12 protein-coding genes and 1 pseudogene are annotated in these 15,491 nt (G+C 64.8%); 7 read left to right on the top strand and 6 right to left on the bottom strand.

The window, feature by feature from the left end:
- Positions 1–3 precede the first annotated feature (3 nt).
- Genes lldR through dld form a run of 3 tightly spaced genes read left to right on the top strand, consistent with a single transcriptional unit; the run spans position 4 to position 3,700 of the window.
- Positions 4–798 carry a transcriptional regulator LldR gene (lldR, locus tag WAQ08_RS03805; RefSeq protein WP_422189303.1) on the top strand — a complete coding sequence of 265 codons (795 nt, stop codon included), beginning with the start codon at positions 4–6 and terminating at the stop codon, positions 796–798.
- Positions 795–1,934: an FMN-dependent L-lactate dehydrogenase LldD gene (gene lldD, locus WAQ08_RS03810; RefSeq protein ID WP_422189304.1), complete on the top strand. Its 1,140-nt coding sequence runs from the start codon at positions 795–797 to the stop codon at positions 1,932–1,934. Before lldR ends, lldD begins: the two co-directional genes overlap by 4 nt.
- Positions 1,931–3,700, top strand: coding sequence for a D-lactate dehydrogenase (dld, locus tag WAQ08_RS03815; RefSeq protein WP_422189305.1), 1,770 nt, complete (start codon positions 1,931–1,933; stop codon positions 3,698–3,700). Before lldD ends, dld begins: the two co-directional genes overlap by 4 nt.
- A 59-nt stretch (positions 3,701–3,759) precedes the next feature.
- On the opposite strand, the gene azu is transcribed toward dld, so the two are convergent.
- Entirely contained in the window at positions 3,760–4,212 is a 453-nt protein-coding gene (azu, locus tag WAQ08_RS03820) for an azurin (RefSeq protein ID WP_422189306.1), read from the bottom strand.
- Positions 4,213–4,367: 155 nt separating this feature from the next.
- Between azu and WAQ08_RS03825 the strand changes: the two genes are divergently transcribed.
- The 4 genes from WAQ08_RS03825 to WAQ08_RS03840 all read left to right on the top strand — a co-directional run bounded on the left by WAQ08_RS03825 (position 4,368) and on the right by WAQ08_RS03840 (position 9,346).
- Positions 4,368–5,450: an MBL fold metallo-hydrolase gene (locus WAQ08_RS03825; protein ID WP_422189345.1), complete on the top strand. Its 1,083-nt coding sequence runs from the start codon at positions 4,368–4,370 to the stop codon at positions 5,448–5,450.
- Positions 5,451–5,518: 68 nt separating this feature from the next.
- Positions 5,519–6,172, top strand: coding sequence for a peroxiredoxin (locus tag WAQ08_RS03830; protein ID WP_422189307.1), 654 nt, complete (start codon positions 5,519–5,521; stop codon positions 6,170–6,172).
- A gap of 206 nt (positions 6,173–6,378) precedes the next feature.
- Positions 6,379–8,403 (top strand): ATP-binding protein, encoded by a 2,025-nt coding sequence (locus tag WAQ08_RS03835; protein ID WP_422189308.1) that lies wholly within the window; start codon positions 6,379–6,381, stop codon positions 8,401–8,403.
- An 82-nt stretch (positions 8,404–8,485) separates the two neighbouring features.
- Positions 8,486–9,346 carry a class I SAM-dependent methyltransferase gene (locus WAQ08_RS03840; protein WP_422189309.1) on the top strand — a complete coding sequence of 287 codons (861 nt, stop codon included), beginning with the start codon at positions 8,486–8,488 and terminating at the stop codon, positions 9,344–9,346.
- Here the strand turns inward: WAQ08_RS03840 and alkB are convergent.
- The 5 genes and pseudogenes from alkB to WAQ08_RS03865 all read right to left on the bottom strand — a co-directional run bounded on the left by alkB (position 9,300) and on the right by WAQ08_RS03865 (position 15,428).
- A complete protein-coding gene (gene alkB / locus WAQ08_RS03845) occupies positions 9,300–10,010 on the bottom strand; it encodes a DNA oxidative demethylase AlkB (RefSeq protein ID WP_422189310.1) in 711 nt (236 codons plus the stop codon). The genes WAQ08_RS03840 and alkB overlap by 47 nt on opposite strands.
- A pseudogene (locus WAQ08_RS03850) lies at positions 10,007–10,288 on the bottom strand (2OG-Fe(II) oxygenase); the annotation flags it as partial. The gene alkB and the pseudogene WAQ08_RS03850, both read right to left, overlap by 4 nt.
- 71 nt (positions 10,289–10,359) lie before the next feature.
- Positions 10,360–10,875 carry a histone gene (locus tag WAQ08_RS03855; RefSeq protein ID WP_422189311.1) on the bottom strand — a complete coding sequence of 172 codons (516 nt, stop codon included), beginning with the start codon at positions 10,873–10,875 and terminating at the stop codon, positions 10,360–10,362.
- Between the two features lie 158 nt (positions 10,876–11,033).
- Positions 11,034–12,272 (bottom strand): ribonucleotide-diphosphate reductase subunit beta, encoded by a 1,239-nt coding sequence (locus tag WAQ08_RS03860; RefSeq protein WP_422189312.1) that lies wholly within the window; start codon positions 12,270–12,272, stop codon positions 11,034–11,036.
- 249 nt (positions 12,273–12,521) lie between these two features.
- Positions 12,522–15,428, bottom strand: coding sequence for a ribonucleoside-diphosphate reductase subunit alpha (locus WAQ08_RS03865; protein ID WP_422189313.1), 2,907 nt, complete (start codon positions 15,426–15,428; stop codon positions 12,522–12,524).
- Between the last annotated feature and the right edge of the window lie 63 nt (positions 15,429–15,491).

Here is a 15,491-nt window from a genome sequence, read left to right on the forward strand (position 1 = left end):
AACATGCGCCTGGCCGATCACGTCGTCGAGAAACTGCTTGCCCTGGTGCAGGTGCGTGGGCTACAGCCCGGCCAGCGCTTGCCGGCCGAGCGCCAACTGGCCGAAGAGCTGGGTGTCTCGCGCACCTCGGTGCGTGAGGCCATCCAGAAGCTGGGCAGCCAGGGCGTGCTGACCAGCCGGCGCGGCGACGGCACCTACGTGCAGACCACGGCCCCGGCCGAATGGCTGCAGGAGGCCGTCGGTCCGCTGGCGCGCCTGATCGACTCGGATCCCCATTACCGTTACGACGTTCTGGAAACCCGCCATGCGCTGGAGACCAGCACTGCCTGGCTGGCCGCCCAGCGCGCCACCGTGCAGGACAAGGACCGCATCCAGCGCTGTTTCGACGTGATGATCCAGCACCAGCAAAGCGGCCATGCCGAGCTGGCGGCTCGCGCCGATGCGCAGTTCCACCTGGCCATCGCCGAGGCCTCTCACAACCTGGTGCTGGTGCAGGTGATGCAGAGCCTGTTCACCGTGGTGCTCTCCACCGTGGAGCGCAACCGCCACGACATGTTCCGCCTGAGCGCGCCGCAGACCATGAAGGTGCTGACGGAACAGCACCAGAGCCTGATGCAGGCCATCGTGGATGGCGATCCGCAGCGCGCCCGCGAATGCATCGGCGAACACCTGGAGCACGTGCGCACCACCATCCAGCGCATGGACGAGGACCGCGCCCGGCGCGAGCGGTCCACCCGATTGCCCCTGGACGTCGCGCCGCCCTTGCTGCTGCCGACAGATCCCCCAAGACGACCATGATCATTTCCTCCTCAGCCGATTACCGTGCGGCCGCGCAAAAGCGCCTGCCGCCTTTCCTGTTCCACTACATCGACGGCGGCGCCTACGCCGAGCAGACGCTGCGCCGCAACGTCGAGGATTTCGCCAGCGTGGCCCTGCGCCAGCGTGTGCTCAAGGACATGAGCAAGCTCGACACCAGCATCGAGCTGTTCGGCGAGAAGCTGTCCATCCCCGTGGCTTTGTCGCCCGTCGGCCTGACCGGCATGTACGCCCGCCGCGGCGAGGTGCAGGCCGCCCGTGCGGCCGATGCCCATGGCATCCCCTTCACCATGTCCAGCGTGTCGGTGTGCCCGATCGAAGAGGTTGCGCCCAAGCTCAAGCGCCCGATGTGGTTCCAGCTGTACGTGCTGAAAGACCGTGGCTTCATGAAGAACGCGCTGGAGCGCGCGCAGGCGGCCGGCTGCACTACCCTGGTCTTCACCGTGGACATGCCTGTGCCCGGCGCGCGCTACCGCGATGCCCACTCCGGCATGAGCGGCCCCAACGCCGAGTTGCGGCGCTACTGGCAGGCCGTGATGCGCCCCGGTTGGGCCTGGGATGTGGGCCTCATGGGCCGTCCGCATGACCTGGGCAACATCTCCGCCTACCTGGGCAAGCCCACCGGCCTGGCCGACTACATGGGCTGGCTGGGCGCCAATTTCGATCCTTCGATCTCCTGGTCGGACCTGGAGTGGATCCGTGATTTCTGGAAGGGCCCGATGGTCATCAAGGGCATCCTGGATCCGGAGGATGCGAAGGACGCGGTGCGCTTTGGCGCCGACGGCATCATCGTGTCCAACCACGGCGGACGCCAGCTTGACGGCGTGCTGTCGTCTGCCCGCGCGCTGCCCGCCATCGCCGATGCCGTGAAGGGCCAGATCAAGATCCTGGCCGACTCCGGCATCCGCAACGGCCTGGACGTGGTGCGGGCCCTGGCCTTGGGCGCCGATGCGACCATGATCGGCCGCGCCTACATCTACGCGCTGGCCGCGGCTGGCGAGGCGGGCGTGAAGCACCTGCTGGAACTGCTGGAAAAGGAAATGCGCGTGGCAATGACCCTGACCAGCGTGTCCAAGGTGTCCCAGATCACGGGCGATCTGCTGGTGCGCGAAGAATGAGCGCCGCATCGACCCCAGCCGTGTCGCGCGACACCTTGCTGCAGCAATTGCGGCAGGCCGTGGGTGCCGCACACGTCCTGACTGATGACCAGGCCACCCGGCGCTTCCGCAAAGGGCACCGCACTGGCGAAGGCGCGGTGCTGGCCGTGGTGCGCCCCGGCACGCTGCTAGAGCAATGGCAGGTGTTGCAGGCCGCCGTGGCTGCCAACCGCATCGTCATCTTGCAGGCGGCCAACACGGGCCTCACGGGCGGTTCCACGCCGCATGGCGATGACTACGACCGCGAGATCGTGCTGATCAACACGCTGCGCATCACGGGTGTGCAAGTGATCAAGCAGGGCGAGCAGGTTGTCTGCCTGCCGGGTGCCACGCTGGATCGCCTGGAGCAGACCCTGGCGCCGTTGGGCCGTGAGCCGCACTCGGTGATCGGCTCGTCGTGCATCGGTGCGTCGGTGCTGGGCGGCATCTGCAACAACTCCGGCGGCGCCCTGGTGCGTCGTGGTCCGGCCTACACCGAGCTGGCGCTTTATGCCCGCGTGCGGGATGACGGCATGCTGGAGCTGGTGAACCACCTGGGCATCTCGCTGGGCAGCACGCCTGAAGAGATCCTCACGCGGCTTGAGAAGGGCGAGTACACCGAGGCCGACGTGGCGCACGACACGCAGCGCGCGGCCTCCGATCCACGCTACGCCGAGGATGTGCGGGCAGTAGATGCCGACACGCCGGCACGCTTCAATGCCGATCCCTCACGCCTGTTCGAGGCTTCGGGCTCGGCCGGCAAGCTGTGCCTGTTCGCGGTGCGCCTGGACACCTTTCCGAAGGAAGCGAGCACGGTGTTCTACATCGGCAGCAATGCGCCAGATGACCTTACCGCCGTGCGCCGCCACCTGCTGACCGCGCTGCCGCGCCTGCCGATCGCGGGTGAATACATTCACCGCACGGCCTATGACATCGGCGAGAAGTACGGCAAGGACACCTTCCTGCTGATCGACAAGTTCGGCACGGCCAAGGTGCCGGCTGCCTTCGCGCTCAAGAGCCGTGTCGATGGCTTCTTCGAACGCTTTGGCCTGCGCGGCGTGAGCGACCGCGTGATCCAGGCGATGACGAACCTGTTGCCTAGCCACCTGCCACCTCGCATGCGCCAATGGCGTGACCGCTACGAGCATCACCTGCTGGTGCGGGTGTCCAACGACACGGCCGAGGCCACGCGGGCCTTCCTGGCTGACTACTTTGGCGAGAGCGCTACTGGCGCCTGGTTTGAGTGCAATGTGGAAGAAGGGCGCAAGGCCTTTCTGCACCGCTTCGCCATTGCGGGCGCGGCCATCCGCTACCGCGAAGTCAACCGGGGCAGTGTGGAAGACATCGTCGCGCTCGACGTGGCCCTGCGCCGCAATGACCGCGAGTGGGTGGAGCAACTGCCCGCCGAGGTTGAATCCGACGTGGTCCACAAGCTCTATTACGGCCACTTTTTCTGCCACGTGTTCCACCAGGATTACATCGTGAAGAAGGGCGTGGACCCGCTGGCGATGGAGCACCGCATGTGGGAACTGTTCGACGAGCGCCGCGCCGAGTACCCCGCCGAGCACAACGTGGGGCACCTGTACGTTGCCAAGCCGACGCTGGCGGGCTTCTACCGAGAGCTGGACCCGACCAACACCTTCAACCCCGGCATCGGCCACACGTCGCGGCTGCGGGGTTGGGATGAGTGCTGCGGCAACACCCCGGCGTGGCCGCAGGGGTATACCGAGAAGTCAGAAGCCGCTTGAGTGCAAGGCGGGCAAAGGGGCGTTGGCATCCTGCGCCCGCCTCGTGAATGGCCCAGACCTTACTTGGCCAGGGCCAGCGTGCCCTTCATCACCGTGGAGTGCCCAGGGAAGGAGCAGAACCAGGCATAGGTTTCGCCAGCCTTGAGCTTGGCCACATCGAAGCTCACCGCATCGCTCTCACCGCCGCCGATCAGCTTGGTGTGGGCGATCACACGGGCATCGCCGGGCTTCACATAGGCCTTGTCCGGGCCGGCCGGGATGCCGTCATTGGCGGTGGCCTGCGCATCGGCTGCCTTGGTGAGCACCCAGTTGTGGCCCATCGCGGTCTTGGGCAGCTTGCCCACGTGCTTGAGCTTGACGGTGAACTGCTTGCAACTGGCCGGCACGGCGATGCTGGTCTTGTTGAACTGCATCGCGTCATTGCCTTCGAGGTCGATGTTGCAGGTGGCGGCCATCAGCGGGGCGCTCAGCACGGTGGTGAGCAGGGCAGCGAGGGTGGTTTTCATGGTCATCGTTGTTCCTTCAGAAAGGGGGCGATGTCGGCACCGCCCGTGGCGCCCTTGATCCTGTTGCGCCAGTTGCTACTATGGGAACAGGTTGGCCACAGGGGCTTGTGATGCATCAAGGCCGCGCCAGTTGATGTCTGGAGAACACGATGTCCAGTGAGCTGATCTTCCGGCAGCTGTTCGATGCCGCTTCGTCCACCTACACCTACCTGCTGGGGTGTGCCGCCACGCGGCAGGCCGTGATCATCGACCCGGTGTTCGAGCAGCACCTGCGTGATCGTGCGCTGATCGATGAGTTGGGCCTGCAACTCGTCGTGGCCCTGGACACCCACTGCCACGCCGACCACGTGACGGGCGCCTGGCTGATGCAGCAGGCCACCGGCTGCCGCATTGGCATCTCGGCCCGTTATGGTGATGGGCTGCGGGGTGCTGACTTGCGGCTCGATGATGGCGACCGGGTGGCCTTCGGTCAGCGTCATCTCGATGTGCTGGCCACGCCCGGTCACACGGACGGCTGCATCTCCTACGTGCTGGATGAGCGCAGCAAGGTCTTCACGGGCGATAGCCTGCTGATCCGTGGTGCCGGGCGCTGTGATTTCCAGCAGGGCAATGCCGCCACGCTCTACCGCTCCATCACCGGCCAGCTCTTCACGCTGCCGGAGGATTGTCTGGTGTTCCCAGCGCATGACTACAGCGGGCGCACCATGTCCAGCATCGCCGAAGAGCGTGCGCACAACCCCCGGATCGGCGGACAGGCTGATGAGCGCGACTTTGTCGGCTTCATGGAGAACCTGCACCTGCCGCACCCCAAGCAGATCGATGCGGCGGTGCCGGCCAACATGCGCTCAGGTCGCCCGCAAGATGGCAAGCCACCACAGGTGGCGGATTGGGCCCCTGTGCGCCAGACCTATGCCGGGCTGATCGAGATCGACCCGGAGTGGGTGTCCGAACACCTGGCCGATGTGCTGTTGCTCGATGTGCGACAGGAAGGTGAGCTGGACGAGCGTCTGGGCCACATCCAGGGCGCCCGCCCGCTGCCCTTGAACGAGCTCAAGCAGCGCCTGGGCGAGATCCCGCACGACAAGCCCGTGGTCACGGTCTGCCATGCCGGCATGCGTTCGGGCCAGGCCACAGTCATCCTGCGGCAGGGCGGTTTCCAGCGCGTGGCCAATATGCGCGGAGGCATGCTCACCTGGCACCAACTGGGTCTGCCGGTGGAGCGTGATGCTCACCCTACCGTCTGAAAGGGCAGGTCACGCGGTCCGGCATCGTCTGGCACACTGCGGGCGCACTTACATTTCTGGAGGCCGGCATGGCACTGCGCATCAACGACATCGTCCCTGACTTCTCGGCCGAGACCGATCAGGGCCCCATCAAGTTCCACGACTGGATCGGCCAGGGCTGGGCCATCCTGTTTTCCCACCCCAAGGATTTCACCCCGGTGTGCACCACCGAGTTCGGTGCTGTGGCGCAACTGGCCGACGAGTGGGCCAAGCGCGGCACCAAGGTGATCGGCGTGTCTGTCGATGGCGTGGAGGCTCACCAGAAGTGGAAGGGCGACATCGAGAAGGTCGCCGCCTGCAAGGCCGGCTTCCCCATCATCGCGGACGAGGGCCTGGCCGTCTCCAAGGCCTTCGATATGTTGCCCGCGGAGGCCTACCTGCCCGATGGCCGTACGCCCAACGACACGGCCACTGTGCGCTCGGTGTTCATCATCGGCCCGGACAAGAAGCTCAAGCTGTCCATGACCTACCCGATGTCGGTGGGCCGCAACTTCGCCGAGGTGCTGCGCGCCCTGGACGCCCTGCAACTGACCTACAACGTGCCGCTGGCCACGCCCGCCAACTGGTCCGTGGGCGAGGATGTGGTCGTCGCGCTGTCGCTCAATGACGACCAGGCCCGCGAGAAGTACGGCGCCATCGACGTCAAGCTGCCCTACCTGCGGCTGGCCAAGTCGCCCAAGTGATCTGACAAGGTGTACCCACCTGAAGGGCCGCGCAAGCGGCCTTTTTTCTGGGCCCTACAATGGTCTGAGCCGATAGCTGCAAGACCGCCCACGGGCAGGCGCCGCTGGATGCCTTCTTCCGCATCACCGCGGCCCATCGACTCCTTTTCAGGTCTGATCACCATGTCCGGATTTGTTTGGCCAGGCCATGGCGCTCGGAGCGTTCGATGACGGCGGCACAGGTACCGGCATCGCGCGATGAAGAATGGCTGGCCCTGGCACTGGAGAGTGCCGATCTGGGCATGTGGGAGTGGGATCTGGCCAGCGGTGCCTTTGTGCGCTCGCCTGGCCATGATGAGATGTTCGGCTATGCCAATGAACAGTCCCACTGGGATGCGAGCGTGGCGGCCCACCATGTGCTGGATGAAGACAAGCTCATCCTGCAGCAGGCTTTTGCCCAGGTGCTGGCCAAGGGGTACATCGAGTTCGAAGTTCGTGTGCAGGCGCCGGATGGCAGCACGCACTGGATCCGATCGCGCGGCCGTGTTCGCCATGACGCGGCCGGCCAGCCCGTGCGCGTGGTGGGCGTGGTCACCGACATGACCGCCCAGCGTCAGGCCGAGGCCAATGTCCTGGCCCGCGAGGAGCGCTACCGCACCCTGTTCAATTCGATCGACGAGGGCTTTTGCATCATCGAGTTCTTCGATGGCCCGCATGGCCCCTTGAGCGACTACATCCACGTCGAGGCCAATCCGGCCTACGCACAGCACGCGGGTATCCCCAACGTGGTCGGCCAGAAAGTGCGTGAGATGGTGCCGGCCGAGGCCAGTGGCTGGGTCGAGCTGTATGGCGGCGTGCTGCGCACCGGGGTGCCCATCCGCTTCGAGCGTGAACTGGTGGCCACGGGGCGCCACCTGGAACTGGCGGCCTTTCGCGTGGGGCCGGCCAGCCGTCGCCAGGTGGCGGTGCTGTTCCAGGACATCACCGCGCGCAAGCGTGCCGACGAGGCGGTGCAGGCGCTCAACGAGACGCTGGAAGCCCGCGTCAAGCAGGCCGTGGCCGAGCGCCTGCAGGAGCAGGAGCGTCTGCGCGAAGCGGAAGAGGCTCTGCGCCACTCGCAGAAGATGGAGGCCGTAGGCCAGCTCACCGGCGGCATCGCACATGATTTCAACAACCTGCTCACGGGCATTTCCGGATCGCTGGAGTTGCTCCAGACGCGCCTGCATCAAGGGCGCCTGAGCGACTGCGAACGTTATGTCACGGCCGCTCAAGGGGCGGCCCGCCGGGCGGCCTCGCTCACGCACCGCCTGCTGGCCTTCTCGCGCCGCCAGACGCTGGACCCCAAGCCCACCGACGTCAACCGCCTCGTGATGAACATGGAGGAGTTGATCAGCCGCACGGTGGGGCCGCACATCCATGTCGAGGTGGTGACCGCGCCGCGCCTGTGGACCACGCTGATCGACGGCCCGCAGCTCGAGAACGCCTTGCTGAACCTGTGCATCAACGCGCGTGATGCCATGCCGGGCGGCGGCCGGATCACCGTCGAGACCTCCAACAAGTGGCTGGACGAGACGGCCGCCCGCCAGCGTGACATCGCACCGGGCCAGTACCTCTCGCTGTGCGTGACGGACACCGGCTGCGGCATCGCGCCAGAGATCATCGACCGGGTGTTCGATCCCTTCTTCACCACCAAGCCCATTGGCGAGGGCACAGGCCTGGGCCTGTCGATGGTGTACGGCTTCGTGCGCCAGTCCGGCGGGCAGATCCGTGTCTATTCGGAAGTGGGGCAGGGCACCACCATGTGCATCTACCTGCCGCGCAACTACCGCGATGGCCAGGAGGCCGAAGAGACCGTGGCGATCCCGCTCACCGCTAGCCCTGGCCTGGGTGAAACCATTCTGGTGGTCGACGACGAGCCCACCGTGCGCATGCTGGTGTTCGAGTCCCTGCGTGAAGACGGCTTCCATGTCATTGAGGCCGGCGATGGGCACGAAGGCCTGAAGATCCTGCAGTCCGACGCGCGCATCGATGTGCTCGTCACCGACGTGGGGCTGCCCGGCGGCATGAACGGCCGCCAACTGGCCGATGCGGCACGCCTGAGCCGCCCGCAGTTGCAGATCCTCTTCATCACCGGCTACGCGGAGAACGCGGTGATCGGCAATGGCGAACTGCCCACGGGCATGCGGGTGCTGACCAAACCCTTCCCGCTGGAGGTGCTCACCCGGCGCATCCAGGACATGCTGGGCCGCTGAGTCGGGGCCCCGAGCGCGGGGCTTTGCCTTGCGTTGAGCGGCGTCCTCGCCCATGATGGCCTCACAACGAGGAGACCATCGCATGTCGTCTGTCACAAGCCGGGCCCAGGCGAGCCAGGCTGATCCGCGTCTGCACTACGACGCCTTGGCCGCCGTGCCATCGACCTTGCGCATCCCGTTGACCGCACGGGCGTTCGGGGATGCGATGTTCCCCGAGGTGGCCGTGGGCGATGCCCATGCCGTCCGCATGATGGCCGAGTTGGATGATGACGGACAGACCTGGCTGGAGGATCCAGCCTGCGTCTATGGCGTGCTGGCACGCACCCGCCGCTTTCGCGACGTGGCGCAAGACTATCTGCAGACACAGCCGGCAGGCCAGGTGGTCAACCTGGGCTGCGGCTTGTCGCACTACTTCCAGTGGCTGGACAACGGCCGTGCCCGCATGATCGATGCGGACCTGCCAGAGGTGTTGGCCATGCGGGATCTGTTGCTGCCGCCCGCCACAGCACGCCACACGCAACAGGTGCTGGATCTGCGGAGTGACGACTGGTGGGCCTCCCTGGCGCTGCCTGACCGCGATGGCACGCCGGTCTGTCTGCTCAGCGAAGGCGTGCTGATGTACCTGAAGCCCGTGCAGGTGCAAGCTTTGATCCACACGCTGGGTGAACGCGCGCCAGCAGGTTCCGTGTTCGCTTTCGATGCCTTGTGCTGGCTCACGGTAGGGCAGGCGCAGGTGCACCCCCTGGTCCGGCATACGACGGCCGAGTTCACCTGGGGGCCACGCGGCCTGGCGGAACTGCGTGAAGCGCATCCCCGTGTGCGATTGGCGGCGGCGCACGAGGTGATGGACGGCTTCAGCACAGGCCATTCCTTTGCCGGCAGTGCCTTCCGCTTTGTCACGGGGGTGCCGTTCTACGCGGTGTATGTGCTGCAGGTGGTGTGAGCGCAGGGCCCGCACGCCGGAAGGTCAGATTGATCCGCACGAGGCCCAGCAACGGATGTGCATCGCCCTTGATCGGCGCGACACCATGAAAGCGCAGGCGGTCCACACCACCCCAGACCACCACGTCGCCATGCCACAGGGCCACGCGGGCAGGTCGCTCTGAGCGTGTGAGCCCGCCGAACAGGAAAGTGGCCGGCATGCCCAGTGACACCGAGACGATGGGCTGGCTGAAGTCTTGCTCATCACGGTCCTGGTGCAGGGACAGGCGGGTGCCTGGCTCATAGCGGTTGATCAGGCAGGCATCGGGCTCGAAGGCATCGAACCCGGCCTGACGCGCAGCCTCGTCAGCCAGAGCCCGTAGCGCATCAGGCATGGCTGGCCAGGGCTGGCCGGACATCGGATCCATGGGGCTGTAGTGGTAGCCACGCCGGTCAGACACCCAACCCAGGTGGCCGCAGTTGCTCATGGCCACGGACATGGTGGCGCCGCCTGGGGTGAGCATGTGCCGAAAGGGGGCCTGTGTGCTCACGATGCTGAGGGCGGCAAGCACCGCGTCAGCGCGGGCCAAGGCGAGGCCGCGCAGCACGCAGGCTTGCGAGCTGAGCCATTCGATCTCGCTCCTCGGTGCAAGACCGCCATCCTCATCGAACAGTGGCAAGGTCATGTGGCGTCGTGAAAGATGATGCCCAGCGTGTGCCGATGCCCGGATCGCACCCGGCTGACACCGTGGCGCGACTGCACACGGTAGCTGCCACGGCTGCCTTGCACGGGCCGGTGGTGCACCGCAAAAGCCACCGCATCGCCTTGTTGAAGCGGCACGACCTCGACGCGGGACTGCATGTGCGGGCGCTGCTCGGTCATCACGTACTCACCGCCGGTGAAGTTCCGGCCCGGCGCCGACAGCAGCACGACCACCTGGATGGGAAACACATGCTCGCCATACTGGCGGCATGAATGGAAAAGGGGCCGGACTTTCGTCCGGCCCCTTCAAGCTTCAATCAAGTCCTGAGGGATCAGGGCTTGTTGCCGGTCGGGAAGGGCCACGCGGCCTGGGGGCTGAGCGTGGTCTTCGCAGCGGGGGCAGAAGCAGGAGCGGCCGCAGCCTTCTTCGCAGGGGCAGGCTTGGAGGCAGGCTTCTTGGCCGCAGCCTTCTTAGCAGCAGGCTTGGCGGCCGGCTTGGCTGCAGCCTTCTTGGGCGCAGCAGCCTTCTTGACAGCGGCCCTCTTGGGTGCTGCGACCTTCTTGGGAGCAGCGGCCTTCTTGGGTGCTGCAGCCTTCTTGGCTGGTGCTGCCTTCTTCACGGCGGCCTTCTTGGCGGGTGCGGCCTTCTTGACCACAGCCTTCTTGGCCGGTGCTGCCTTCTTCACAGCGGCCTTCTTGGCCGGTGCTGCCTTCTTCACGGCGGCCTTCTTGGCGGGCGCGGCCTTCTTCACAGCGGCCTTCTTGGCCGGAGCTGCTGCCTTCTTGACGGGTGCAGCCTTCTTGGGAGCGGCGGCCTTCTTGGCGGCCGGTTTTTTCGCAGTTGCCATACGTATCTCCTTGATCAAGTTGCAAAGCGCACTGCACCGCAGAATGCGGTACAGAGATCCACCACCCGTCGCCCCCTAGGATCTGGACGCGGTGTGATGAATGGGGTAGGTCGGGTGCTCATGTTCTGGTTGGCCGGCCGTGCAGTGCGCTGCATGACTCAATCCCAGGACAGGGCGCCGCCCGACTGGTATTCGATGACTCGGGTTTCGAAGAAATTGCGTTCCTTCTTCAGGTCGATCATTTCGCTCATCCAGGGGAAGGGGTTCTCTTCATTCGGGAAGAGTTCTTCCAGGCCGATCTGCGTGGCACGCCGGTTGGCGATGTAGCGCAGGTAGCCCTTGAACATGGAGGCGTTCAGACCTAGCACGCCGCGGGGCATCGTGTCCTCGGCGTAGCGGTATTCAAGTTCGACGGCCTTGAGGAACAGGACCTTGATCTCGGCCTTGAACTCGGCTGTCCACAGGTGGGGGTTCTCGAGCTTGAGCTGGTTGATCAGGTCGATGCCGAAGTTGCAGTGCATCGACTCGTCGCGCAGGATGTACTGGTACTGCTCGGCAGCGCCCGTCATCTTGTTCTGGCGGCCCAGCGCGAGGATCTGCGTGAAGCCCACGTAGAAGAATAGGCCTTCCATCAGGCACGCGAACACGATCAGCGACTTCAGCAGCGTCTGGTCGTTCTGCGGCGTGCCGGTGTGGAAGTTCGGGTCCATGATCGCCTCGATGAAGGGGATCAGGAACTCATCCTTCTCGCGGATGGAGGCGACTTCGTTGTAGGCGTTGAAGATCTCGGACTCGTCCAGGCCCAGCGATTCAACGATGTATTGATACGCGTGGGTGTGGATCGCTTCTTCGAAAGCCTGGCGCAGCAGGAACTGGCGGCACTCGGGCGCTGTGATGTGGCGGTAGGTGCCCAGCACGATGTTGTTGGCGGCCAGCGAATCGGCGGTCACGAAGAAGCCGAGGTTGCGCTTGATGATGCGGCGCTCATCTTCGGACAAACCGTTCGGGTCTTTCCACAGCGCGATGTCTCGCGACATGTTGACCTCTTGCGGCATCCAGTGGTTGGCGCAGGTGGCGAGGTACTTTTCCCAGGCCCACTTGTACTTGAAGGGCACCAGTTGGTTGACGTCGGTCTGACCATTGATGATGCGCTTGTCCGCTGCGTTGACGCGGCGTTGCGTGGCGGCTTGACCTTGCGGCGCGTTGCGAACCAGTTGCTGCGCGTGCTGCTGAGCAACGGCTTGTGCGCTGGCCACCGATTGAAGCCCCGACTGCAGCCCGATCATGGGCGACGGTTGGGTGTTCCGTGCTTGTCCATCGAAGGAGGGCACAGAACCGGCGGGCGCATTCGAAGGCGCGTTAGAAGGTGTAGGCGTGTTGTCTTCCCAGACCAACATGGTGAGCATCCTATGGGTTCGGATTATGGGAGGGTGTTGTTAAAAACACCAAGCACTTCTTGACATTTGCAAGCCCTGTTTGTTGCGGGCTTGCATCGAAAAATCAAAGAAGGCTTCTATTGCGTGCGTTGTTCGATGCTTTGTCCGCATGTGCTGATGCGCATGACGATGAAGCGCAGCAACGAACGAAGCAGCGAGCAACCAAAGAACAAGCAGCAAGGCCTCATCACTGAGGCCTTGCTTCGATGCTTACTGACAAGCCTCGCAGTCGGGGTTGTCGATCGAGCAGAACTTGATGTCGGTGGCGGGTTCACCCAACGATGGCTCGGCCGCAGGTGCCGTGTTCACGGGCGCTGCAGCGATGCCGCTCGATGCACCGGAAGACACTGCATTGAGCTGGCCACGCGACACCGTGGACTTCTCTGCATGCGTGGCGCCGATGGTGCGGAGGTAGTAGGTGGTCTTGAGTCCACGCAACCAGGCGAGCTTGTAGGTTTCATCGAGCTTCTTGCCCGATGCGCCGGCCATGTAGATGTTCAGCGACTGGGCCTGATCGATCCACTTCTGGCGACGCGAAGCGGCTTCAACCAGCCACACAGGCTCGACTTCGAAGGCCGTGGCGTACAACTGCTTGAGGTCTTCAGGCACGCGGTCGATGCGGCGCAGAGAACCGTCGAAGTGCTTGAGGTCCATCACCATCACGTCGTCCCACAGGCCGAGCTTCTTCAGGTCGCGCACCAGGTACTCGTTGATGACGGTGAACTCGCCCGACAGGTTGGACTTGACGGACAGGTTGCCGAAGCAGGGCTCGATCGATGCATCCACGCCAACGATGTTGGAGATCGTGGCGGTGGGGGCGATGGCCACGCAGTTGGAGTTGCGCATGCCGTGCTGGGCGATGCGGGCACGCAGGGCGTCCCAGTCCAGCGTGGCCGAGGTGTCGACCTCGACGTAGCCACCGCGTTGCTCAGCCAGCAGTTGCAGCGAGTCGATCGGCAGGATGCCGCGGTCCCACAGCGAACCACGGTAGCTGGAGTAGCGGCCGCGCTCTTGTGCCAACGCTGTCGAGGCCCAGTAGGCGTGGTAGCAGACGGCTTCCATCGACTGGTCGGCGAACTCCACGGCGGCCTGGCTGGCGTAGGGCACGCGCAGTTGGTACAGCGCATCCTGGAAGGCCATGATGCCCATGCCCACGGGGCGGTGGCGCAGGTTGGAGTCACGCGCTTTTTTCACAGCGTAGTAGTTGATGTCGATCACGTTGTCGAGCATCCGCATGGCCGTGGTCACGGTCTTCTTGAGCTTGTCGTGGTCGATGCCACCATCTTTAATATGCTGCGCCAGGTTGACCGAGCCCAGGTTGCACACCGCGATCTCGCCGCCGTTGGTGTTCAGCGTGATCTCGGTGCACAGGTTGGACGAGTGCACTACACCCACGTGCTGCTGCGGCGAGCGCACGTTGCAGGCGTCCTTGAAGGTGATCCAGGGGTGGCCGGTCTCGAACAGCATCGAGAGCATCTTGCGCCACAGGTCGGTGGCCTTGACGCGCTTGAAGGGCTTGACCTCGCCGCGGTCGGCGCGGGCTTCGTAGGCGGTGTAGGCCTCTTCGAAGGACTTGCCGAACTTGTCGTGCAGGTCAGGGCAAGAAGAAGGCGAGAACAGGGTCCAGTCGCCACCTTCCATCACGCGGCGCATGAACAGGTCGGGGATCCAGTTGGCCGTGTTCATGTCGTGGGTACGACGGCGGTCATCACCGGTGTTCTTGCGCAGCTCCAGGAACTCTTCGACGTCCAGGTGCCACGATTCCAGGTAGGCGCAGACGGCGCCCTTGCGCTTGCCGCCCTGGTTCACGGCCACGGCCGTGTCGTTGACCACCTTGAGGAAGGGGACAACGCCTTGCGACTTGCCGTTGGTGCCCTTGATGTGGGAGCCGAGGGCGCGCACGGGCGTCCAGTCGTTGCCCAGGCCGCCGGCGAACTTGCTCAGCAGCGCGTTTTCCTTGATGGCTTCGTAGATGCCGTCGAGGTCATCAGGCACGGTGGTCAGGTAGCAGCTGGACAACTGCGAGCGGCGCGTGCCCGAGTTGAACAGCGTGGGGGTCGACGACATGAAGTCGAAGGACGACAGAACTTCATAGAACTCGATGGCGCGGGTTTCGCGGTCGATTTCGTTCAAGGCCAGGCCCATGGCCACGCGCATGAAGAAGGCTTGGGGCAACTCGATGCGCTCGCCGTCGACGTGCAGGAAGTAGCGGTCGTACAGGGTCTGCAGGCCGAGGTAGTCGAAGTTCAGGTCGCGCTCGTGCTTGAGTGCGGCGCCCAGGCGGGCCAGATCGTACTGGCCGAGCTTTTCATCGAGCAACTCGGCTTCGATGCCGCGCTTGATGAAGGTGGGGAAGTAATCCGCGTAACGCGTGGCCATGGCGGCGTGCGTCACTTCTTCGCCGAGGATCTCGCGGCGGATGGTGTGCATCAGCAGGCGGGCGGTGGCGCGGGTGTAGGCTGGGTCGTGCTCGATGCGGGTACGCGAGGCCAGGATGGCAGCCTTGTAGACCTCGTCGATCGAGACGCCGTCGTACAAGTTGCGCTGTGTTTCGGCCAGGATGGGCGCGGCCTTGACGTCTTCGCCCAGACCTTCGCACGAGGATTCGATCAGGGCCTTCAGGCCGGCCAGGTCCAGCGGCACGCGTTGGCCGCGGTCGATCACGGTCAGCGTGGGCAGGGCTTGTTCTTGCTGCGCTTCGACGTGCTTGGCGCGCTCTTGCGAACGGCGCTCGCGGTACAGCACGTAGGCGCGGGCGATTTCGTGGTGGCCGCCGCGCATCAGGCCCAGTTCGACCTGGTCCTGCACATCTTCAATGTGGAAGGTGCCGCCAGCAGGGCGCGAGCGCATCAGGCCACGCACCACGGCTTCGGTCAGTTGGTCCACGGTTTCGCGCACGGAGGCGGAGGCGGCGCCTTGCGTGCCATGAACGGCCAGGAAGGCTTTCATCAGCGCCACGGCGATCTTGCTGGGCTCGAAGGACACGACCGCGCCATTGCGTCGGATGATCTGGTAGGCCGAATAGGCCGACTGTCGGGGGGAGTCCCCGGCTTCGGCGGTGCCGCCGATCAGAACGGAAGATGGTGTGGACGTGGCGCTGGGCGTGGACGTTTGCATGGGAATCCCTTCGAGAAAACAGCCCCGGTGGTGGATGAACGACGGGGGCTGTGAGGCACAACG

The organism is Aquabacterium sp. (assembly GCF_049274795.1).
Classification (GTDB): domain Bacteria; phylum Pseudomonadota; class Gammaproteobacteria; order Burkholderiales; family Burkholderiaceae_C; genus Aquabacterium.